Genomic DNA, 24,967 nt, shown 5'->3' with positions numbered 1-24,967 from the left:
GTATCGTAAGATACAAAATACTTACTTAAAGCATAGCTTTAGTTTTTTGTTTGGTTGATTTATATTAAAAATACAAAACCCACTAGAAATTAGTAAAGGGATTGAGAGAGGCAAAGAAGATAAAAGCAGAGAGAGAAAGACGAAGAAATTAGTCTATTATCTATCAGTCTATCATCTTTTACGTCTAAAAGACAGTCTCGTAGCTCAGCTGGTTAGAGCGCTACACTGATAATGTAGAGGTCGGCAGTTCGAGCCTGCCCGAGACTACTAATTAAAGCGGTAAGCATTAAGCTGGAAGCAGTAGGCGATACGCCTAAAGCTTATAGCGTAAGGCCTGCAGCACCTAGAGGGGGAATTAGCTCAGCTGGCTAGAGCGCCTGCCTTGCACGCAGGAGGTCAAGGGTTCGACTCCCTTATTCTCCACAGTTTTGGAGGTTTAGTTTAAAAGTTACGATTGGAGCCAACAACAACAATTGTTTACTAAACCAAAAGAAAGACATTAAGATCATTGACATTAACGGTAAAGACATCACAAAGAGAAAACCGAGCGCATAAAGCGCTTGAGTAACCAATAGGAAAGAAATCGTTAAGGGCGTATGGCGGATGCCTAGGCTTTCAGAGGCGACGAAGGACGTGGTAAGCTGCGAAAAGCTGCGGGGATTGGCACACACGAATTGATCCGCAGATATCCGAATGGGGCAACCCGGCATATTGAAGATATGTCACCTCGCAAGAGGAGCAAACCCGGAGAACTGAAACATCTAAGTACCCGGAGGAAAAGAAATCGAAGAGATTCCGTAAGTAGTGGCGAGCGAAAGCGGATTAGCCCAAAAGTCTTTTTATGTTTAGAGGAATGTTCTGGAAAGAACAATCATAGAAGGTGATAATCCTGTACTCGAAAGGCATATTAAGATGATAAATGAGTAGGGCGGGACACGTGAAATCCTGTCTGAATATGGGGGGACCATCCTCCAAGGCTAAATACTCCTGAAAGACCGATAGTGAACAAGTACTGTGAAGGAAAGGTGAAAAGCACTTCGAATAGAAGGGTGAAATAGAACCTGAAACCGTACGCCTACAAGCGGTCGGAGCAGCGTAATGCTGTGACGGCGTGCCTTTTGCATAATGAGCCTACGAGTTAATTTTACTAGCGAGGTTAAGGTATTAAGTACCGGAGCCGGAGCGAAAGCGAGTCTGAATAGGGCGCATAGTTAGTAGGATTAGACGCGAAACCTTGTGATCTACCCATGGGCAGGTTGAAGCTCTGGTAACACAGAGTGGAGGACCGAACCGGTTGACGTTGAAAAGTCTTCGGATGACCTGTGGGTAGGGGTGAAAGGCCAATCAAACTGGGAGATAGCTCGTACTCTCCGAAATGCATTTAGGTGCAGCGTCGTATATAAGTTTATTAGAGGTAGAGCTACTGATTGGATGCGGGGGTTTCATCGCCTACCAATTCCTGACAAACTCCGAATGCTAATAAATGTTCTACGGCAGTGAGGGCATGGGTGCTAAGGTCCATGTCCGAGAGGGAAAGAACCCAGACCAACAGCTAAGGTCCCCAAATATATGTTAAGTTGAAACAACGCGGTTGGACTGCATTGACAGCTAGGATGTTGGCTTGGAAGCAGCCATTCATTTAAAGAGTGCGTAACAGCTCACTAGTCGAGCGGTCCGGCATGGATAATAATCGGGCATAAACATATTACCGAAGCTATGGATTTATATTTTAGATATATCTGGTAGGAGAGCATTCTATTTGCGCCGAAGCAGTACTGTGAGGTATTGTGGAGCGGATAGAAAAGAAAATGTAGGCATAAGTAACGATAAAGCAGGCGAGAAACCTGCTCACCGAAAGACCAAGGCTTCCTCAGCCATGCTAATCAGCTGAGGGTTAGTCGGGACCTAACGCGAACCCGAAAGGGGTAGTGGATGGACAATGGGTTAATATTCCCATACTTGCTCACAATAAAAGGGGACGGTTGGATGTAGCTGCTGGAGACTGACGGAATAGTCAAGGCCTAGCCTTCGGGCGAAGCTGCTGTAGTGTAATCTGATCCAAGAAAAGCCGAAGTGAAGCAACCCGTACCAAAACCGACACAGGTGGTCGAGGAGAGAATCCTAAGGTGCTCGAGTGAGTCGTGGCTAAGGAACTAGGCAAAATAGTCTCGTAACTTCGGAAGAAGAGACGCCATCAGCAATGGTGGCCGCAGTGAAGAGGCCCAGGCGACTGTTTATCAAAAACACAGGACTCTGCTAAATCGAAAGATGCTGTATAGGGTCTGACACCTGCCCGGTGCTGGAAGGTTAAGGAAGGTGCTTAGCGTAAGCGAAGGCATTAACTGAAGCCCCAGTAAACGGCGGCCGTAACTATAACGGTCCTAAGGTAGCGAAATTCCTTGTCGGGTAAGTTCCGACCTGCACGAATGGTGTAACGATCTGGGCACTGTCTCAGCCACGAGCTCGGTGAAATTGTAGTATCGGTGAAGATGCCGATTACCCGCAATGGGACGAAAAGACCCTGTGAACCTTTACTATAACTTCGTATTGACTTTGAGTAAGTAATGTGTAGGATAGGTGGGAGGCTTTGAAGCAGGCACGCTAGTGTTTGTGGAGCCGACGTTGAAATACCACCCTTTACTTACTTGGAGCCTAACTTCTTTCAGAAGGACATTGCGTGGTGGGTAGTTTGACTGGGGTGGTCGCCTCCAAAAGAGTAACGGAGGCTTTCAAAGGTACCCTCAGCACGCTTGGTAACCGTGCGTAGAGTGTAATGGCATAAGGGTGCTTGACTGTGAGACCAACAAGTCGATCAGGTGCGAAAGCAGGACATAGTGATCCGGTGGTTCCGTATGGAAGGGCCATCGCTCATAGGATAAAAGGTACTCCGGGGATAACAGGCTAGTCTCCCCCAAGAGCTCACATCGACGGGGAGGTTCGGCACCTCGATGTCGGCTCGTCACATCCTGGGGCTGGAGAAGGTCCCAAGGGTTGGGCTGTTCGCCCATTAAAGTGGCACGCGAGCTGGGTTCAGAACGTCGTGAGACAGTTCGGTCTCTATCTATTGCGGGCGTTAGATGTTTGAGAGGGCTTGATTCTAGTACGAGAGGACCGAATTGAACAAACCTCTGGTGTATCAGTTGTACCGCCAGGTGCACCGCTGAGTAGCTACGTTTGGAAGAGATAAGCACTGAAAGCATATAAGTGCGAAACTCGCCTCAAGATGAGACATCTTTTAAGGGTCGTTGTAGATGACGACGTTGATAGGCTATAGGTGTAAAGACAGTAATGTCATAGCCAAGTAGTACTAATTACCCGTAGATTTATAGCCTATGGTTGCTATATGAAATTATAATATAATAAATGACAAGTTCTTTATGCGCAGCGAAGGTTTTGTCTTTGTGAAAGTTTTTATCGCTTAAAACGCAATAAGCTTAAGGCTTCAGGCCTAATGCTTAAAGCTATATACCTTCTTTAGGGTGGTTTTAGCGGTGGGGCTCACCTGTTCCCATTCCGAACACAGAAGTTAAGCCCACCAGCGCCGATGGTACTGCTAACGCGGGAGAGTAGGCCGCCGCCAGTTTTTATTTTATTTTTAAAAAATCCTTTATCATTGTGATAAAGGATTTTTTTGTTTTATACCCAAGCTAAGCTTATAAGCAATAAGCAATGAATAATAATTGATAAACGATACATCAATCAACTATGATTGATCAACTATCACCTATCATTTATTACTTATGCTGACAGCATACACTCCAATTGTCACTCCGTAGGAGTCTCAACAAAGTATTAGCACATAACTCAAGTATTACTTTTACCTTTTAAATCCTTTTAAGACTCTAATAAAGGAGGCTGGATTCCTGCGGAATGACACAGTAGGAAAGAAGCAGGCCAAATAAAAAGAAAGACGCCATTGCAACCAATAACTCCATTGGAAAAGATAACCACGGAATCGGTATCCCGAACTTCGTTACATCATTTTATAATTTATCATTGATGATTCATTCATCATCCTAGCCCCGATAGGAATGGTTACCCCGCAGCTGGGTTGGAGGGTGAATGGGTTGGAGTGTGGGACCCTGCGGCTTTGCTCAGGGCGGGAGCGCAGGCGCGAGGAGTATGAATGGATAGCGGGAAACAGCTCCTGAAATCTCAAGTGGTGTTCAGTAAACTATTTCCTTCTATTACCCCGTTTTCCTCGAATAAATTCAATAAGTTTGTACCAGTTTTCCAAAAATAATTACAATGTCAGGAAATATTCTGATCATCGATGATGAGATCAAACTCCTTAAATTACTAGGAATGATCCTTTCCCAAGAGAATTTTAATGTAAAAGAAGCTTCTACGGCGCGTTCGGCAATGACGATGCTGGAGCAATATGAATTTGATGTTGTTCTGAGCGATGTTCGTCTGCCTGATGCTTTTGGGGTAGAGCTGGTAAAGGCTATCAAAACTAAATATCCACAGCTTGAAATTATCCTGATGACGGCATTCGGTAATATTACGGATGCTGTACAGGCTATGAAGAATGGTGCTTATGATTATCTGGTGAAAGGAGATGATAATGAGAAAATAATCCCATTGGTGTATAAGGCTCTTGATAAGGTAAAAGACAATAAATCGAGGGTTGTTCAACAGGCTGTGACGAAAGGGTTTAATCAGATAATAGGTAAATCACCACTTATTTTGCAGGCTAAGAAACTGGCTGAAAAAGTAGCTTTAACGGATGCTGCTGTTCTTCTTACAGGGGAAACCGGAACGGGTAAGGAAGTTTTTGCGAGTGCCATTCACGAAGGAAGTGACAGGAAGAAAAACAGTTTTGTAGCGATTAATTGTTCAGCATTCAGTAAAGAAATTCTGGAAAGCGAGCTTTTTGGTCATAAACAAGGTGCTTTTACTGGAGCTTTGAAAGATAAGAAAGGATTGATTGAAGAAGCTAACGGAGGAACTCTGTTTTTGGATGAAATCGGTGAGATGCCAATAGAACTTCAGGCAAAACTGCTCAGAGTTTTAGAAACCAGGGAATTTATCAAAATGGGTGAAACCAAAGTTTCTAAATCTGACTTCAGGTTAATTGCTGCTACCAACAGAGACCTGATAGATGAAATAAAGCAGGGAAATTTCAGAGAAGACCTTTATTTCAGGCTGAATGTCTTTGAGATCATGCTTCCGCCATTAAGAGAACGAAAAGAAGACCTGAAAGCTATTGCCAAGCATTTTATAGATATTTTTTCTCATAAACTTCATCTGACAGGAGTTCAGGTAAATCCTGATTACTATAAAGTACTGGAACGAAACGACTGGAAAGGAAATATCCGTGAACTGAGAAATGCCGTGGAACGCAGCTTGATTTTGATGGATAACAATATCCTTGACGCAGAAAGTCTTCCCCATTATTCGGAAAAAGCTGTTCCTGAAAGTGATTCTTTAAGTATCAGATCACTGGAAAAAATTCACATACAGAAGGTTCTACAGTATACAAAAGGTAACAAGGCAGAAGCTGCCCGTTTACTGGAAATCGGTATTGCCACATTGTACCGTAAACTTGAAGAATACGGATTAAAATAAACCTTTTATCATTTTAATAAAGAGCCTATCATTTTGATAGGCTTTTCTGTTTTTATATAGTTTAGTATTTAGTTTTAATATATTGTTATTCAATTGTTTGGGTGTTTGTTTTTCAGAATGGACTTTCTTTTGGCATATAGTCTTCGAATAAAATATTTAAAAATGACAATTTCAAGAAAAACGTTTAAAAAACGGGAGCACTCTACTTTTAGTCTGCTGATTGTATCGTACGCATTGTTGACCCTTTTAACCCTAATGATTAAAATATGATGCTCATAAGTTTAATTCTGCTTTTTGCAGTATTGTTTTGGCTTTTGTATAAATCAGTTGAATTTTTTGATAGAATATAAATTATGTGGAGTTTATTTTTCCTCTCAATACTTGCCTTTGTGTATATCTGTTATGTTTTAATGAAACCTGAAAAATTTTAATTAGTCATGAATACAGAGATTTTAGGCATTATAGCAATGTTTGCTATCACATTAGTTATCGGAATATTTTTAGGGAAATATATAGCTAATGTCTACGGATACAAAAAGACTTTTCTGGATCCGGTTTTTGAACCCATTGAAAAGTTAATTTATAAAGTTTCGGGAATTAATCCTACCCGCCAGATGAACTGGAAACAGAATATGTATGCCATGCTGGCGATCAATCTGGTTTGGTTCATCATAGGTTTCATTCTTTTGCTGAATCAGGCATGGCTTCCTTTGAACCCTGATGGGAATCCAAATATGTCACCCGATCTGGCTTTTAATACTACCATTTCATTCTTAGTGAACTGTAATTTACAGCATTATTCAGGAGAAACAGGAGTGAGCTATCTGAGCCAGCTTTATCTGATGTTTTTACAGTTTGTCACTGCAGCAACGGGAATGGCGGCAATGGCTGTCCTTTTCAAGGCTTTTAAAGAAAAAACAAGTACCGAACTTGGGAACTTCTACGATTATTTCACCAAATCAATGGTCAGGATCCTGGTTCCGATAAGTGTAATTGTGGCTTTAGTACTTTCTATTAACGGAAGTCCGATGACATTCGAAGGAAAAGATCACATTATAACACTGGAAGGTCAGAAAGCTGATGTTTCCAGAGGGCCTGTATCTGCATTTGTTGCGATCAAACATTTGGGAACTAACGGAGGTGGATTTTTCGGAGCCAACTCTGCGCACCCGCTTGAAAATCCCAATTATATGACCAATATGACAGAGATGATCGCTCAGATGATCATTCCGTTTGCATTGGTATTTGCACTGGGTTTTTATCTGAATAAAAGAAAACTTTCATGGGTGATTTTTACGGTAATGACGGTCGGTTTTCTGGCACTTACCATTCCGAATATTGTGAATGAAACAGGAGGAAATCCTTTGATCACAAAAATGGGAACAGATAACAGCCTGGGAGCTATGGAAGGTAAAGAAATCCGTTTCGGAAGTGCAGCGTCCGGCTACTGGAGTATTGCAACCACAGTTATTTCAACAGGATCTGTGAACTCAATGCATGACAGTACAATGCCGCTTTCGGGAATGAATGAATTGCTTGCGATGATGATCAACTGCTTCTACGGAGGTTGTGGAGTCGGAATTCTGAACTATTTTATCTTTATCATTCTGGCCGTGTTTATCAGTGGTCTGATGGTTGGACGAACTCCGGAATTTATGGGTAAAAAGATTGAAGCAAAGGAAATGAAAATTGCTATGATCGTCGCTTTATTCCATCCTTTCCTGATTCTTGCAGGAACCGCTTTAACGGCTTATCTACCGGAATTTGGAGCAAAAACATTGAATAATCCCGGCTTCCATGGTTTCAGTGAAATGCTGTATGAGTTTACTTCTTCCGCAGCGAATAACGGATCCGGATTTGAAGGGCTTGGAGATAATACACCCTGGTGGAATATCTCAACGGGAATTGTTCTGTTACTCTCAAGATTTATCCCGATCATAGGACCGGTAGCCATTGCAGGTCTGTTGGCACAGAAGAAATATATCCCTGAAAGTTCAGGAACACTGAAAACAGATACGGCAACTTTCGGATTCATGACTCTGGCAGTGATTTTACTGATTGCAGCGTTGTCTTTCTTCCCTGCATTGACTTTAGGCCCTATTGCAGAGCAGATTCAATATTTCTCAAAATAAATTTGAACATTAAAAATTAAAATCAATATTCAACCATTAAGGAAGCTGAAAAGTGTAAGGAAACTAGTCTGACACTTACGAAACGTTCACTTAATATTATCCATATCTATCCTTATTATCCGGCAGACCTTGATGGTTACTATTGATTTACAATGATATAAATTCTTTCAAAAAAATGAAAAATCAGTCACAAACATTGTTTCAAAGAGATTTGGTCAACGAAGCGATAAAACAGTCCTTCGTAAAGCTGAATCCGAAAATTATGTTTAAAAATCCGGTAATGTTCCTGGTAGAAATCGGAACCATCGTCATGTTTATCGTAAGCATGTTCAGCCTTACCGGTGATAAAACCCAGGGAAGCTTTTCCTACAACTTTTTAGTATTTATAATTTTATTTTTCACCGTTTTGTTTGCCAATTTTGCAGAAGCTATTGCGGAGGCAAGGGGAAAAGCGCAGGCTGATACCCTTAGAAAAACAAGGGAAGAAACTCCGGCCAAACTGGTACTTGATAACAAGCCGGGATTTCAGGTAGAAACAAGGCTGAAGATGTCTGCTGAAATGACCTTAGGTGATATTTTCCTTTGTGAAGCCGGAGATCAGATTCCGATGGATGGTGAGATTATTGAAGGTCTTGCTACCATTGATGAGTCTGCTATTACCGGAGAAAGTGCACCTGTCATCCGTGAAGCGGGTGGAGACAAAAGTTCTGTAACAGGAGGAACGAAAGTATTGTCAGACAGAATTAAAGTAAGAGTAACCACAAAACCCGGAGAATCCTTCTTAGATAAAATGATTGCTCTTGTAGAAGGAGCGTCAAGACAGAAAACACCCAACGAAATCGCATTAACCATACTTTTAGCAGGATTCACGCTTACATTTATTATTGTTACCCTCACTTTAAAACCTTTTGCAGATTATGCGCAGACTCCGATTACCATAGCGGCATTTATATCTCTTTTCGTTTGTCTTATTCCGACAACCATCGGAGGTCTGCTTTCTGCAATCGGGATAGCGGGGATGGACAGAGCGCTGAGAGCGAATGTGATTACTAAAAGTGGAAAAGCAGTGGAAACAGCAGGAGATATTGATGTATTGCTTTTGGATAAAACCGGAACAATTACCATCGGAAACAGAAAAGCAACTCAATTTCACCCCGCCAATGGAATTCAGCTTGAAGAATTTATTAAAGCTTCTGCATTAAGTTCCGTAGCGGATGAAACACCGGAAGGGAAATCTATTATTGAACTAAGTGCTTTAAAACCTGAAGATTTATTAGTTGCTAATCCCACTTATATTGATTTTACCGCAGAAACAAGAACTTCAGGAATTGATTTTGAAGAAACAAGAATCCGTAAAGGAGCTTACGATACAATAAAAAAACTGACTGAAAAAGCCGGGAATATCTTCCCGCAGGAAACCCAGGATGCGGTAACTAAAATTTCTGAAAACGGAGGAACTCCTTTAGTAGTAGCCGTTAATGAAAAAGTTTGGGGCGTGATCGAACTTCAGGATATCATCAAAACCGGAATTCAGGAACGTTTCCAGAGACTGAGAAAAATGGGAGTGAAAACGGTAATGGTAACAGGAGATAATCCTCTGACTGCAAAATTCATTGCTGAAAAAGCAGGGGTAGACGACTTTATTGCCGAAGCTAAACCTGAAGACAAAATGAATTACATCAAAAAGGAACAGCAGGAAGGTAAGCTGGTAGCGATGATGGGAGACGGAACCAATGATGCTCCGGCACTAGCCCAGGCAGATGTAGGTGTTGCGATGAACAGCGGAACGCAGGCTGCTAAAGAAGCCGGCAACATGGTAGACCTGGATAATGACCCTACAAAGCTGATCGAAATTGTAGAAATCGGTAAACAGCTATTGATGACCAGAGGAACGTTGACCACTTTCAGTATTGCAAACGACGTAGCAAAGTATTTTGCCATTATTCCGGCACTCTTTATCACTTTTATTCCTTCTCTTCAGAAGCTGAACATTATGAATCTTCACAGTCCTGAAACAGCCATATTATCAGCAGTAATTTTCAATGCGGTGATTATTCCGTTCCTGATTCCGCTGGCGTTGAAAGGAGTTGCTTACAAGCCCATCGGTGCAAGTGCATTATTAAGAAGAAACCTTTTGATCTATGGGTTAGGCGGAGTAATCGTTCCGTTCATCGGAATCAAAATCATTGATCTGGTAATCAGTTTATTCTATTAAAATTAAAAAAATGAAAAATCATATTGTTTCAGCATTCAGATTAACTCTTGTCATGTTGCTAGTTACTGGTATTTATCTGGCAGTGGTTTATGGAGGTTCTAAAATACTTCCTAACAAAGGAAACGGAGAAATTGTTTACAATAAAGGGCAGAAGTTTTATGCCAATATCGGGCAGGAATTTAAGTCTGAAAAATATTTCCACGGTCGTCCATCCTCTGTCGATTATAACGCAGCGGGAAGTGGAGGAAGCAACAAAGGTCCAAGCAATAAAGAATATCTGGAAATTGTACAGAAAAGAATTGATACTTTAAAAATGGACAATCCTGAAATGGGTAATGCTAAAGTTCCTGTAGAAATGGTAACCGCCAGCGGAAGCGGACTGGATCCGGATATTTCTCAAGAAGGGGCTTTATACCAGGCAAAAAGAATTGCAAAAGTGAGAAGTATTTCAGAGGAACAGATCAAAAGCTTAATTAATAATCAGACTGAAAAGCCTTTCTTAGGACTTTTCGGACCGTCAAAAGTAAATGTTCTGAAGCTTAATATTGCTTTAGATCAATTAAAATAATTCAAATCATACAATGATAAAAAGAAGAATTGAAGCCATTAAGATGATTGAAGGAGCTACACAAAAAAATCTACGATTTTAAAATATTTCTCATTTATAATTCGCTGGTAAATCCTTATCTTTTCTTAATAGCTAAATTCTTCTTATACTCTTAAATAATATAAAAATAACGTGAAAAAATATTTAGTTATAGGAGCCGTATTGGGAATGTTTTTCTCAAAAGCCCAATCATCAGATTCATTAAAAACAAGTAATAAAGTGACCTTTTCCGCTTATGCAGAACTTTTTTATACGTATGATTTTAATGAGCCTGGTAATCATATTCGTCAAAACTTTTTGTATTCCTATAATAGGCACAATGAAATGAACCTTAACCTGGGATTGGTTAAAGCCAATTACCAGAGTGAAAATATCCGTGCCAACGTTGCTTTAATGGCAGGAACTTATGCTCAGGATAATATGGCTGCCGAACAAAATGCACTACGTTATGTAAACGAAGCCAATGTAGGAATCAGAATATCAAAAAATAAAAACTTATGGATTGATGCAGGGATCATGCCTTCCCATATCGGTTGGGAAAGTGCCATAGGAAAAGACAATGTTAATCTGACAAGAAGTCTGGCTGCTGAAAACTCACCTTATTTCGAAACTGGAGCCAAAATTTCTTATACCTCAGATAATGGGAAATGGTTTTTAAGCGGACTGGTATTGAACGGATGGCAACGTATTGCCAAACCTGAGGGAAACCAGAGTATTTCTTTTGGTCACCAGGTAACCTATAAACCAACTGATAAAATTACTTTGAACAGCAGCTCATTCATAGGAAATGATAAAGCAAAAGAAGATAAAAGAATGCGTTACTTCCATGATTTGTACGGAAGCTTTCAACTGACAGATCAGTTTTCGGCTATATTGGGATTTGATATTGGCGCTGAGCAGAAATCAAAAGGAAGCGAGCAGTATAATATCTGGTATAGCCCGAATGTTCAGATGAAATATCAATTGGACAGCAAATGGGCATTAGCGGGAAGACTGGAATATTATAATGATAAAAACGGCGTGATTATCAGTACAGAAACTCCCAATGGATTTCAGACCTTCGGATATTCTCTCAATGTAGATTATGCTGTTTTCAAAAATGTAGTTTTCCGCACAGAAGCGAGAGGTTTTACTTCAAAAGACGCCATTTTTGCTAAAAATGATGAATTTAAAAAAGGAAATTTCTTTATAACGTCAAGCTTAGCAGTCTGGTTTTAAAATCGGTTTAGCCACAGAAAATAGTGCTTAAAGTAAAATTAAAAAGAATAAAATCAATGTCATCAGCAAAAGATTTTTTAGAACTGATTCAAAAATCCCGTAAAGGAAAATTCAAAATTTATATAGGGATGAGTGCAGGTGTAGGAAAGACCTTCCGTATGCTCCAGGAAGCGCATTCCCTTTTGCGAAATGGCATTGATGTAAAGATTGGCTATATTGAAACGCATGGCCGTGAAGAAACTGAAGCTCTTGTAGAAGGAATTCCTCAAATTGAAAGGAAATCAGTTTTTTATAAAGGAAAAAACCTTGAGGAGATGGATCTTCAGGCCATTATCAATGAACATCCTGAAGTCGTGTTAGTAGACGAGCTGGCCCATACCAACGTAGAAGGTTCCAAAAATAAAAAAAGATGGCAGGATGTACTGGAAATTCTTGATAACGGAATCAACGTCATCAGTGCTATGAATATCCAGCATATCGAAAGCCTGAATGAAGAGGTAAAGAAAATTACCGGGGTAGAAGTAACAGAGCGGGTTCCGGATAAAATACTGGCGCTAGCAGATGAAGTAGTCAATATTGACCTTACGGCTGATGAGCTGCTGACCCGTTTAAAAGAGGGAAAAATCTATAAAAAAGAAAAAATTCAGACGGCGCTTAGTAATTTCTTCCAGAGCGGACATATTCTGCAGCTTCGTGAATTGGCTTTAAAAGAAGTGGCCACCCACGTGGAGAGAAAGGTGGAAACAGAGATCAAAACCGAAAATTTTAAGCCCATAAAATTCCTGGCCTGTATCAGCAGTAATGAGAAGATTGCTAAAACAATTATCCGTAAAACCGCCAGATTAGCCAGCTACTATAACAGTCCATGGACTGTTTTGTACGTTCAGAAGCCCTCTGAAAATCCGGAAAAAATTGCATTGGATAAACAACGGTATTTAATTAATAATTTTAATTTAGCACAGGAATTAGGTGCCAAAGTAGTCCGCATCAAAGAAAGCAGTGTCCACAACGGGATTCTGGAATATGTGATTGCTCATAACATCACGACGGTCTGTATTGGAAAACCTCACGCCAGTTTCTGGCAGCGAATGTTGGGATACAGCTGGATCTATACCCTTATGAACAGGCTGAATGAAAGACAGATAGATATTATTATTTTATCTTAAAAGTAATGAAACTTAAAACGAAACTTACCTTAGGCGTGGGCCTTTTATTTCTACTGATCGTTCTGCTTTCAGTGATAGGTTCTGTATACATCAATAAATTAAAATCTGATACTGAAAAGATCCTTACGGCCAATTATAACAGTCTGGAGTTTTCCAAAAATATGCTTTTGGCGTTGGATAATATTAGTACAGACAGTACCGTTGCCATAGCAGATTTTCGAAAAAATAATAAGCTTCAGGAAAAGAACCTTACAGAATTTGGAGAAAAAGAAGCCACTCAGAATCTGAATCTGCATTTCAACAGCTACCTTAAAGCTCCCGATATCAATAAAGAAAAGCTTATCCGTGAAGATCTTTCGAAGATCATGTCTTTGAATATGAAAGGGATAGAACGAAAAAGTGACATTGCGATTATAACAGCAGAAAATGCTACTTTTTGGATCGTAAGTTTAGGTACTGTATGCTTTCTGATTGCTTTTATCCTGCTTTTCAATTTGCCGCAAACCATTGCAGAGCCTATCAATCAATTGACCTTCAGTATCAAACAGATTGCCGATAAAAACTATAGCGAGAGGGTTCATTTTAAAGGAAGTGAAGAATTCAACAGTCTGGCAGACTCCTTCAACAGTATGGCGGAAAAGCTTCAGGAATACGAAAGCAGCACGCTTTCCAAGCAGCTGATGGATAAAAAACGGATCGAAACGTTGGTCAATAATATGCATGATGCGGTAATTGGTCTGGATGAGAATCATTTTATCTACATGATCAATGATGAAGCTTTAAAGATCACCAATCTCCATAAAGAAGATATTATTGGAAAAACAGCTCATGAAGTAGCCATCAATAATGATCTGATGCGTGAACTGCTGAAAAATATCAACCATCCGGTAAAAGATCCGATTAAGATTGTCCGTGATAACAAGGAAAACTATTTTGAACAGGATATTATTCCCATCAATATTGTAAAAACAGGAGAAAAGGAGAAAAAAAATATAGGAAAGGTAATATTGTTGAGAAATATTACCCCTTTTAAAGAGCTTGATTTTGCCAAAACCAATTTCATTGCAACCATTTCCCATGAACTGAAAACTCCGATTTCAGCTATCAAAATGGGTGTTCAGCTTCTTGGAAACCAAAAGTTCGGAGAACTGAATGAGCAACAGCAGGAATTATTGAAAAGCATCAATGAAGACGGACAGCGATTATTGGATATCACTGGAGAATTGCTTAATCTGTCGCAGGTTGAATCCGGAAATATCAGACTGACTATTGGGAAATGTTCTCCGAAAGAAATTGTACAGACTGCTGTAAAGAATGTTGAAAAACTGGCGGAGCAGAAAAATATCTACATCAGCACAGAATATCTTCTGGAAGACAGTGATGCGGTGACCGCAGATTTTGATAAAACCGTCTGGGTAATGAATAATTTCCTGACCAATGCGGTGAAGCACTCTTTTCAGGATGAAAATATTAAGATCGTGGTAGAAAAACTCAATGCATTTATTCAGTTCAGTATTATTGATACCGGAAGCGGAATTGATGAACAATACCACCGCCAGATCTTTGACCGCTATTTCCAGGTTCCCGGAGAACATCAGAACGGGACGGGGCTGGGCTTAGCAATCTCCAAGAATTTCATTGAAAAACAACATGGAGAAATAGGAGTGAAGAGTTCTCTGAATAATGGAAGTACGTTTTATTTCAGACTGCCGGTTTCATAAGGATTATTTTATATTTGCGATAAAAATAGAAATGAGAAAAACGTTAGGACTCCTATTATTCTCAGTTGTACTGAGTATTCAGATCTCTGCTCAGACCTTTACAGTAGAACAGCTTAAAGGATTCAATAAACTGACAATGGAGGAGTTTAAAAAGGAAATGAAACAGCTTCAGTTCAAATTTTATGACAGAACAGAAGGCTTAGGTTTCCTTTTAACCGAATACGAAGCTCCAGACTATAGCTCGAAAATCGGAAAGTTTGAATACAAAGAAGAAAAATATGAAGATCGGATTGAGTTTGAGTTTAATGACAAAAAAGACTATGAGCAGTATCTTAAACTGATATTGACTGCCGGGTATAAAGAAACCGAGAAAGGAAAGATTATCACCAAAGAGCCTTACACAGATTACTACAGGAATAAGGAACATATCAGGCTGATCTTGCCTAATGCAGGAGAGAGTACTCCGTATACTATTATTGTTTTTAAGTAAAGCATCGAGTATGTTTCAAAAATATAAAAAAACCATTGAAAAAAAATCAATGGTTTTTTTGAAAATATTTTTAAATTTTACTGCTTTTCAATCAGATCCAGAAACTGCTGCTCATCCAGAATCGTAATTGTTCCGATATCCTGAGCTTTTTTCAGCTTGCTTCCTGCTTTTTCACCTACTACAAGATAATTGAGGTTTTTTGAAACCGCAGAAATATTTTTCCCGCCATGCTTTTCTACCATTTCCTCAGCAGATTCTCTGGTGAATAATGACAATTTTCCGGTGAACAGGAAAGTTTTTCCTTCCAGAACATTGGATAGAACCTCATTGGTACTTTCTCCTTTTTCAAGCTGTACTCCGTAAGATTTCAATCGTTCGATCATCAATACGTTTTCAGAATTCTGGAAGAAATCGACAATGCTTACTGCAATTTTAGCTCCGATGTCTTCTACCTGGCAAAGCTCTTCTACCGTAGCATTTTTCAGTTCTTCAATCGTCGGGAAGTTTTTTACCAGTTTCTTGGCAACTGTTTCCCCCACGTGTTTGATCCCGATTCCGTATAAAACTTTTTCAAAAGGAATCTCTTTGGATTTTTCAATTCCTGTGATGATATTCTGGGCAGATTTTTCAGCCATTCTTTCCAACGGAAGGAGCTGTTCTTTTGTTAAAGTATAGAAGTCAGCAGGATTTTCAATCAGTCTTTCTCTGTACAGCTGTTCAATAGTTTCACTTCCAAGATTATCAATATTCAAAGCTTTTCTGGAAACATAATGAATCATTCTTCCTACAACCTGTGGAGGGCAGTGAAGCTCGTTCGGGCAGAAATGGATGGCCTGATCTTCAATTTTTACCAGCTCGGTACCACATTCAGGACAATGTTTGATATATTCAATTTCTCTGCTTTCTTCCGTTCTTTTATCTGTGTTTACCCCTACGATTTTAGGAATAATTTCACCTCCTTTTTCTACGTACACGAAATCATGTTCATGAAGATCCAGCTTTTTGATGATATCTTCATTGTGCAGAGAAGCTCTTTTCACAATGGTTCCGGCCAATAAAACTGGTTTAAGGTTGGCAACAGGAGTAATAGCACCCGTTCTTCCCACCTGATAAGAGACACTCTGAAGTTCTGTCTCTACTTTTTCTGCTTTAAATTTATAAGCCATAGCCCAACGCGGAGATTTGGCCGTATAGCCAAGCTGTCTTTGTTGTTGTAATGAGTTGACTTTTAAAACAATACCATCAATTTCAAATGGCAGATTATGACGTTCTGTGTCCCAGAACGTGATAAACTCCTGTACCTCAGCCATTGTTTTACATAATTTGGCCTGCTGGGAGGTTTTGAAGCCCCAGCTCTGAGCTTTCTGAAGCAGTTCCCAATGGGTTTCCGCAGGAACTTCATCAGAAATAAACTGATACAATACAGAAGAAAGTCCGCGTTTTCTTACCTCAGCGCTGTCCTGCATTTTCAAACTTCCGCTGGCCGTATTTCTTGGATTCATGAAGGGATCAAGGCCTTCTTCCTCACGCAGTCTATTGATTTTGTCAAAGTTTTTTCTGGTCAGATAAATTTCACCACGCATAAAAAAATGAGCAGGGAAATCACCTTTTAAAGTCAGAGGAATATCTGAAATGGTACGTACATTCGGGGTAATCTCATCACCCTGGAAACCGTCACCACGGGTAACTGCCTGTGACAATTTTCCGTTTTCATAAAGGATAGAAATGGATGCACCGTCATACTTCAGCTCAGCAACAAACTCTACAGGATCTTCAATGGTTTTGATGATTCGTTTCTCCCAGTCTTCCAGATCATCAAAATCATAGGAATTGTCCAGGGAATACATTCTGAATTTATGCTGAATTGTGGGGAAAACTTTGGTAACACCACCACCCACACGTACAGTGGGAGAATTTTCATCATAAAACTCTGGGTACCTGGCTTCCAGATCCTGTAGCTCCTCCAGAAGCATGTCAAATTCATAATCTGTAATGGTAGGGGTATCCAGTTGGTAGTAGTTTTCGTTATGCTGGTGAAGCTCTTTGCGGAGCTGTTCTATCTTTTGTTGAATGTTTTCAGACATTGCTTTTCTATCTTTTGAGCAAAAATAACTAAAGTAATTGCATTTAAAAAATAACAGAATAAAATAGTACAGGAAAATTAAAAATGCTTAATATGTCTTAACCTACTGGTTTTACAGAAAATAAAACACGTGTTTAAAGTAATTTAACATAAAGTTCTGATTTAATTAAAAGAATGTTAAAACTTTCTTAAACACCCCGCTCTTAAAGTCAAAATACCTTTGCACATCTGATTGAAAGAAACCTCATAATGATCTATCATCGTGAAAATCAAAGAGGTTTCCGGGCTAACATCAAAAAATTAATAATATAGATCTTCGGAAGAAATGAAAAAAGTAAAGATTGTACTGGGATTATTGTTTTTAGGGCTTGGGACAATGGCTTATGCACAGACCACGCAGGCTTCTATTGTAGGGAAAGTTACCGGACCGGGAAGTACGGCTCAGGAAAAAGTGAAAGTAACGATCGTGAATGAGTCTACAGGATTCAGAACGGAAACGGAAACCAACTCAAAAGGGGAATATATTTTTAAAGAAATTCCTCTTGGAGGGCCTTATACGGTCATTGTGAATGATGATAAAAAAGAAGGCTATAATGTCAACTTTGGAGATCAGGTGACCGTGAATATGGATCTGGGGAACGAAAAGACTATTGAGGAAGTAAAAATTACAGGAAACCTTAAAAACAAGATCGGAAACCTGGGAGCAGCTACCGCAATTTCTGCGAAAAACATCAGCATGCTTCCGGTGAACGGACGAAACTTCACCAATCTTACGGAACTGTCTCCGTTAAGCGGAAAAGGAGGAAACCTTTCCGGTCAGCTTGGATCTTCCACCAACTTTACGATTGATGGGATGACCGCAAAAAATCCTACTTCTGCAGGATCAACAACGAGCCGAAGCGGTGCACCATTCTCCATCTCCATTGAAGCAGTACGTGAATTCAAAATCACTACCAACCAATATGATGTTACATTGGGAAGAAGTGGAGGAGGAACAGTAAGTGCTGTTACCAAATCAGGAACCAATAAGTTTTCCGGAAGTGCCTGGGAATATTTAAGAACAAACTGGCTTTCCAGCCCTTATGATATCAGAGGAAACAAAAGAAATAATGATTTCTCCACTTCTCAGTTCGGATTTTCATTAGGCGGTCCGATCATTAAAAATAAACTGCACTTCTTCGTAGCATGGGATCATCAGTTGGATTCAAGACCTTTAGTGATTGCTGATATCAAATCTCCGGATGATGAGAAGAGATTCAACACAACTACGCAGACGCTTAATCAGTTCCTGGATATTGCAAGAGCTAAATATGGAGTAGGAAGCAGCCCACAATTCGGAACTTTTGATAAAGTGAGAAACTCTGATGCCGGTTTCTTACGTCTAGACTGGCAGATTAATGAAAAGCATTTATTAACGCTTAGAAATAACTTTACTTACGATCTTAACAAAAACGGATTAGGTGATAATACCAATATCAATTTTTTTGAGTCGTACGGAAATGACAAAAATCTTGATAACAGTTTATTATTGACCTTAAGATCAAATCTGAGACCTAACTTAACCAACGAATTAAAGGCGCAGTATCTTTATACTTTCCAGGACAGTTACCAGAACAATCAATTAGGAAAACCTGTACCAAGAGCTATTGTTGAAGGAGTTTCTTCAAGTGCGGGATCTACGAATATTCAGATCGGCGGACACCGCTTTGCTCAGGAAAGCTTCAGAAATAATGTGTTCCAGATCGTAGATAACCTATACTATAATACAGATAAGGTAAAATATACGTTTGGGGCTGACCTTATGTATACAACAGCAAAATCGGTATACGGAAGTGAGGTGAACGGAAGATTCCATTTCCAGGGAATGAGCAATTTTGAGACCATGACACCTTACCGATTCTATAGAGAAGTTCCTTTGGTGGCCGATCCGTCTGTCAGATCAAATATCTGGAACATTGGTCTCTATGGGCAATTCCAGACCAAAGTAGCTAAAGGACTTGATTTAATGGCTGGTTTGAGATTAGATTACAGTGGTTACCCGAAAGCAGAATTCAACCAGAAACTGTTTGATGAAATGGGAATCAGAACCGATAATCAGATCAAATCATTTGTGATCCAGCCAAGATTCCAGTTTGACTGGAACATCAATGAAGGAAATAAAGACTTCCTGAAGTTCGGTGCCGGAATTTTCTCTTCCGACATCAACAATTATATGATCATCAATAACCTTGTATTTGATGGAAAACATCTGGCTACTGTGGATGTAACGGGTAAAGATGTTCCGTTCCCGGATTTCAACAGCTATAGAGATGATTACAATACGGTTCCGTCCCTTTCTCAGAAGCAGATTCCAACGATCAACTACACCGGTAAGGATGCAAAGATCCCGATCGTTTATAAAGCCAATATTTCTTATACCCACTTCTTCAATGAAAGGTTCAGAGCAGGAATTGCAGGATATATGGCTTTAGGTAGAAACAATTACTATTATTACGACAGAAACATGGTGGCCAATCCTTTCTTTACACTGGCTAACGAAGGCGGAAGAGGAGTATTTATCCCTACAGGAGCTATTACCAATAATGCTAATAACAGTGTAAGTTTCGAGTGGAAACAGGGAAGAATCAATAATAATTTCGGAAGAGTACTGGAATTGGTGAGCGATGGTAAAGTAAACCAGTTCTCATTCGTAATCGATACAAGTTACCGCTACTGGAAAGATGGAGAAATCACCGCAAGTTATACATGGTCTGATATTAAAGACAATACTTCTTACAACGGAAACGTAGCCAACTCTGCAACATTGTCTACGATGATTCAGAGTGATCCTAGAGATTTGAGAATGACCTATTCTGACAACCAGTTCAGAAACAAAGTCGTGATCTACGGAAACTCTCCTACCATTGCCGGCTTCACATTGGGAATCAGGTATTCAGGAATTGGAGGAACCCGTTTCTCTGCAACAACGGGAGGAAATATCAACGGAGACTTCGTAGATTCCAACGACCTTGCATTTATCTTCCCGAATCTTACCCAGTCTATTTTGGATGATCCACAGGTAGGACAGGCTCTGAAAGATTATATCACTGAATACAACGGAAAAATTGCAGAACGTAATGGTGGTAAAAATGGTTTCTACGGAGTCTGGGACGTTCGTGTAGCGAAAAAAATTAAATTCGATAAAGTGGGAGCTTTCGAACTTTCCGTAGATATTTTCAACGTAGCCAACCTTCTGAACAAAGAATGGGGGGTAAACAAATCATACGGAAATACTTCTCTGTATAAAGTGACGAAGTTTAATAAAGATACGATGCAGTACGAATACACCAAAAACGTAAGTGGAGGCGGTTTGGTTCCTCTGACAGGAAACCCTTACCAGATCCAGATCGGTGCGAAATACAGTTTCTAACTTTTACCTTTCTTAACCACTGAAGACATAAAAGAAATTGAGCCGGCTATGGTAAATCTCACTTAGCTTTAATCAGTAAATCTTTTATGTCTTTTGGGTTTTATTTTGTAATAACTACCTTTATCAGGAAGTTTCACGACTTTATTTTAATAATTTAAAATTATATTATGAAAAATTTTATCTTAGGGTTAGCAGTTTTAAGTACAGTTATGATGAAAGCACAAACCCAGATTATTGCCCATAGAGGATATTTCCAGGCTCAGCCTCCAACAACAGAGAATTCAATTCAATCATTGGAAAATGCCCAGAAATTAAAAATATATGGGTCGGAATTTGATGTAAGAATGACAAAAGATGGTGTATTGGTGATTAATCATGATGAACACCATGGTAAAATGGAAATTTCAGAAACTCCTTTCAAAGAGCTGGAAGCCTTGAAATTATCCAACGGAGAAAAATTCCCGACCTTAAAAGATTATTTGAAGCAGGGAAAAAAAGACAAATCTCTGAAGCTGATCGTTGAGATCAAGCCAGCGAAAACTCCGGAAATAGAAAATGAAATCACAGAGAAAACGATCAAAATGATTAAAGATATGAAGCTGGAATCTCAAAGTGAATTTATTTCTTTCAGTCTTAATATCTGCAAAGAGATCAAAAAACTGGCTCCGTCTTTTAAAGTTCAGTATCTGAACGGTGAACTGTCTCCTGAGCAGATCAAACAAGAAGGATTGGATGGAATGGATTATCACTACAGTGTTTTCCAGAAAAACCCAACATGGATTGCTGATGCAAAAGCATTAGGGTTAATTACCAATTCATGGACCGTAAATGACGTTGCTGTTTACGAAGAATTGAAAAAACAGGGAATCGGATTCGTAACAACCAATATTCCTGATCAGTTGAAGAATAAATAGATTTAACATCTTCAGAAATATAGCAACTGAAGGACCTCCTCCGGAGGAGTGTCAAAAATCAAAGAATTTTTGACGGGGTGGTCAAACAAAATTTTTTAACCATCTCCACAAATAACCAAAAATTTATACAGTCTGCCCCTTATAAGGAAGCAGGCTGTTTTTTTTAGGAGCTGAGAACTTCTTTTTGATAATGAATGAAGAAACAGGTGATTGAATTTTTATTTTAATATTCTGTAATTCAGTGGTTTGATTGTTTTGTTTGGTATTATCTCAATGCAAGACAATAAAGATACATAAATGCATCTTTACCACCGTATTAAAAATACTTAATTGCTTAAGTGTTTGTTTATTAGTTGTTTAAATAGTCTTGTTAAGACTTGATTAATATATGGTTTAATAAATTTTTAAGAAACGTTAAAGTTATGTTAAGATCATCCTGGTAATGTCGTTCTAATTTTGCGCAAACAAAAAGGAAATGCGTAAAGAGACACAAAAACTGCTGGTTTTGTCGCTGTTAGGATTGGTCAGCGTCAATCTGGCAGCTCAGCAGAAAGCTAAAAAGGACACCATTAAAGGAATTGATGAAGTAGTTGTAACTGCTTTGGGAATCAAGAGGCACGACAGAGCTTTAGGGTATGTTGCCGAAAAAGTAGATGCCAAAACATTTGAAGAAACCCAGAACAACAACTGGGCGCAATCCATGGAAGGGAAGGTGGCAGGCCTTAAAATCCAGACCGCAGGAGCAGGACCGTTGGGAACTTCCAGAATTACTTTGAGAGGGGAAAAATCCATTATGATGGATCACAACTATGCTCTTATTGTAGTGGATGGAGTGCCATTAGGGAATTCTACCACAGGTTCCGGTACAGCAGCCTATGGAGCAGGTTCCGGCGGCGATGTTCCCATCGATCTTGGAAATGGATTGAACAGCATCAATCCGGATGATATTGAATCCGTAACGGTATTGAAAGGAGCTTCTGCAGCCGCATTATACGGATCACGCGCTGCCAATGGAGCCTTAATGATCACTACAAAATCCGGCAAAACTAAAAACGGAAAACTGAGAGTCACTTTTAACTCTTCCTCAAGCTTTGATTCCGTATTGAAATGGCCGGACTGGCAATACGAATACGGGCAGGGAACACTGGCCACCAATACAGCAGGAAACTTTTACTATTCTTATGGCCTTTCTCCTGATGGACCAAGTACCGGAGGAACCAGTAGTGCTTTTGGTCCTAAATTCGCCGGACAATATTATTTCCAATACGATCCTAACGTAATGGGGCAGAGCAAGGAAAGACAATTGTGGAGACCTTATGAAAATAATATTAAAGGTTTCTGGAGAACAGGTTCTACTTACTCGAACAGTATCTCGGTAGAAAGCTCCAACGAGAAAACCAGCTTCAGATCTTCACTTACTTACCTTAATAACGAGTGGATGATGCCGAATACAGGTTTTGACAGGTTCAATTTTGCCTTATCTTTTGCCCATCAGCTTACCCAAAAATTAAAAATATCAACAAAATTTGCTTATAACACTACTACCAGTGACAACCTTCCTGCGACGGGATACAACAATCAGTCGATTTCCTATTTCATGATCTTCCAGAATCCCAATGTGGATCTGGAGTGGTATAAACCGATCTGGAAGCCGGGGCAGGAGCAGGTTGATCAGATCCATCCGTTCAGTTCTTATATAGACAATCCTTACATGATTGCTTACGAAATGCTGAATGGAGTCAGAAAGAAGACGATTACAGGAAATATTACGGCAGATTATCAGTTTAATAAAAATTTTAGTATAATGCTGAGGTCAGGGATTGAAATCCTGAATGAAAAAAGAACGACCAAAAGACCATGGAGTTCTGCCAATTACCTGAAAGGTTTCTATAGAGAGCAGTTTATCAAAAACCAGGAATATAATAACGATCTTTTATTTTCTTATAAAGCAGACTGGAATAAATTCAGTATTTCAGCGTCAGCAGGGGGAAGCATCCGTTATAATGAATACCTGCTTAATGATTATCAGGCCATCGGACTGAAAACAGCAGGAGAATACAGCCTTACCAACGCACTTTCTATTCCGGTTAAATATCCGGCACCCAGAGATAAACATGTAGACAGTGTTTACGGTTTGCTTACCCTGGGATATGACAATAAAATATTTGTGGACGTTACCGGAAGAAACGACTGGAGCTCTACGCTTCCGAAGCAAAACAGATCTTTCTTCTATCCTTCGGTGAGTACGAGTTTTATTTTATCAGATATTTTTAATCTGAAAAGCAATAATCTGAACTTATGGAAACTGAGAGCTTCATGGGCAAAAGTAGGGATTGACAGTGATCCTTATCTTTTGGACAATTATTATACAGCAAGCAACATTACAGGAAGTGTAGTAGCACCTACCACTTTTAATAATCCTACCCTTAAACCTGAGAAAAATACCAATATAGAAGCCGGTATGGATTTCAGCCTTTTCAAAAACAGATTGAACCTGAATCTTACTGCCTATCAGAATTTCAGTGAAAACCAGATCATCCCTGTATCGTTACCCACCGAAGCTGGATATTCCAAAAGGATCATTAATGCGGGAAAAATCCGAAACAGAGGTTTGGAACTTTCTGCCGATATCTTAGCTGTAAAAGGCAAAGATTTCTCATGGAAAGTAGGTGGAAACTGGTCTACCAACGAAAACAGGGTAATGACCCTTCCTGAAGGCTTTGATGGCATTGTTTCCAACGTAGGAGATGTAGTATTCTATAAAATGGAAGTAGGAGGTTCGCTGGGAGATATGTATGGATTTAAATTATTAAGAAACCCGGAAGGAAAAGTAATTTACGGAGACAACGGGCTTCCTGCGAGACCCGCAGATATTGAAAAAGTTGGAAATGCATTCCCTAAATGGAGGGCCGGTCTTCAGAATGATTTCAAAATCAAAAACTTTACGATCAGTTTCTCATTTGACGGTCAGTATGGTGGTATTGCATATTCTCAGTCACATCATAAAATGTCTGAACAGGGTAAGCTGAAATCGACACTTCCGGGAAGAGACAACCCTGGCGGAATGATTGTAGGAGACGGAGTAGTTCAGAACCCTGATGGCTCCTTCAGTCCCAACACAAAAGGAGTACTGGTATCTTCTTATTACGGAGATTATTACAGGAGAGCCAATGTGGAGACCAACAGCTTCAGTACAGATTTTATTAAACTCAGAGATGCAAGAATTGCTTATTCCTTCCCGAAAGAAACCATAAAATCTATAGGTCTGGATGATCTTACCATTGCCATTTTCGGAAAGAACTTATGGATGTGGACCAAGTTCCCGATGTTTGACCCTGAAGTGGCTACACTGGACAATGCAACCATCACTCCGGGAGTGGAAATGGGACAGCTTCCGACAGCAAGAACAGTTGGTTTTCAGTTAAATCTTAAATTCTAAAA

12 protein-coding genes, 2 tRNA genes and 2 rRNA genes are annotated in these 24,967 nt (G+C 39.6%); 15 read left to right on the top strand and 1 reads right to left on the bottom strand.

From position 1 onward, the window contains the following. Positions 1-193: 193 nt before the first annotated feature. From AB1278_RS18615 to AB1278_RS18560, 12 genes are all read left to right on the top strand, one after another. Positions 194-267 (top strand) — tRNA-Ile (locus AB1278_RS18615). Positions 268-349: 82 nt separating this feature from the next. After that, positions 350-423 (top strand) — tRNA-Ala (locus AB1278_RS18610). A 153-nt stretch (positions 424-576) separates the two neighbouring features. After that, positions 577-3,331 (top strand): 23S ribosomal RNA (locus AB1278_RS18605). A gap of 144 nt (positions 3,332-3,475) precedes the next feature. Then, positions 3,476-3,583, top strand: a 5S ribosomal RNA gene (gene rrf / locus AB1278_RS18600). Positions 3,584-4,248: 665 nt separating this feature from the next. Beyond that, positions 4,249-5,571, top strand: a complete 1,323-nt coding sequence (locus AB1278_RS18595; RefSeq protein ID WP_202840938.1) for a sigma-54-dependent transcriptional regulator — start codon at positions 4,249-4,251, stop codon at positions 5,569-5,571. Between the two features lie 437 nt (positions 5,572-6,008). Next, positions 6,009-7,703 (top strand): potassium-transporting ATPase subunit KdpA, encoded by a 1,695-nt coding sequence (kdpA, locus tag AB1278_RS18590; protein ID WP_429816277.1) that lies wholly within the window; start codon positions 6,009-6,011, stop codon positions 7,701-7,703. A 175-nt stretch (positions 7,704-7,878) separates the two neighbouring features. Then, positions 7,879-9,918: a potassium-transporting ATPase subunit KdpB gene (gene kdpB / locus AB1278_RS18585; RefSeq protein WP_062676468.1), complete on the top strand. Its 2,040-nt coding sequence runs from the start codon at positions 7,879-7,881 to the stop codon at positions 9,916-9,918. Positions 9,919-9,928: 10 nt separating this feature from the next. Next, complete coding sequence (gene kdpC / locus AB1278_RS18580) at positions 9,929-10,486, top strand: potassium-transporting ATPase subunit KdpC (protein WP_429816273.1); 558 nt, start codon at positions 9,929-9,931, stop codon at positions 10,484-10,486. A gap of 207 nt (positions 10,487-10,693) precedes the next feature. Continuing rightward, positions 10,694-11,743 (top strand): porin, encoded by a 1,050-nt coding sequence (locus tag AB1278_RS18575; protein WP_429817398.1) that lies wholly within the window; start codon positions 10,694-10,696, stop codon positions 11,741-11,743. A 56-nt stretch (positions 11,744-11,799) separates the two neighbouring features. Then, entirely contained in the window at positions 11,800-12,909 is a 1,110-nt protein-coding gene (locus AB1278_RS18570) for a sensor protein KdpD (RefSeq protein ID WP_202840931.1), read from the top strand. A gap of 5 nt (positions 12,910-12,914) precedes the next feature. After that, on the top strand, positions 12,915-14,630 hold the full coding sequence (locus AB1278_RS18565) for an ATP-binding protein (RefSeq protein WP_395972673.1): 1,716 nt from the start codon (positions 12,915-12,917) through the stop codon (positions 14,628-14,630). 31 nt (positions 14,631-14,661) lie between these two features. Beyond that, complete coding sequence (locus AB1278_RS18560) at positions 14,662-15,120, top strand: hypothetical protein (RefSeq protein WP_202840927.1); 459 nt, start codon at positions 14,662-14,664, stop codon at positions 15,118-15,120. 77 nt (positions 15,121-15,197) lie between these two features. Here AB1278_RS18560 and ligA read toward each other — a convergent pair whose 3' ends face one another. Beyond that, positions 15,198-17,204, bottom strand: coding sequence for an NAD-dependent DNA ligase LigA (gene ligA, locus AB1278_RS18555; RefSeq protein ID WP_429816268.1), 2,007 nt, complete (start codon positions 17,202-17,204; stop codon positions 15,198-15,200). A gap of 324 nt (positions 17,205-17,528) precedes the next feature. Between ligA and AB1278_RS18550 the strand changes: the two genes are divergently transcribed. The 3 genes from AB1278_RS18550 (at position 17,529) to AB1278_RS18540 (ending at position 24,965) form a co-directional block, all read left to right on the top strand. Further along, complete coding sequence (locus AB1278_RS18550; protein WP_429816265.1) at positions 17,529-20,612, top strand: carboxypeptidase regulatory-like domain-containing protein; 3,084 nt, start codon at positions 17,529-17,531, stop codon at positions 20,610-20,612. Between the two features lie 167 nt (positions 20,613-20,779). Beyond that, positions 20,780-21,526 (top strand): glycerophosphodiester phosphodiesterase family protein, encoded by a 747-nt coding sequence (locus AB1278_RS18545; RefSeq protein WP_343643486.1) that lies wholly within the window; start codon positions 20,780-20,782, stop codon positions 21,524-21,526. Positions 21,527-22,001: 475 nt separating this feature from the next. Then, a complete protein-coding gene (locus AB1278_RS18540; RefSeq protein ID WP_429816261.1) occupies positions 22,002-24,965 on the top strand; it encodes a SusC/RagA family TonB-linked outer membrane protein in 2,964 nt (987 codons plus the stop codon). The last annotated feature ends 2 nt before the right edge of the window (positions 24,966-24,967 follow it).

Origin of the sequence: Chryseobacterium sp. NRRL B-14798 (genome assembly GCF_050470705.1) — a bacterium.
Lineage (GTDB): Bacteria > Bacteroidota > Bacteroidia > Flavobacteriales > Weeksellaceae > Chryseobacterium > Chryseobacterium cupriresistens.
The sequence above is the reverse complement of the archived record's forward strand: the minus strand, read 5'-3'. Positions and strand labels throughout refer to the sequence as shown.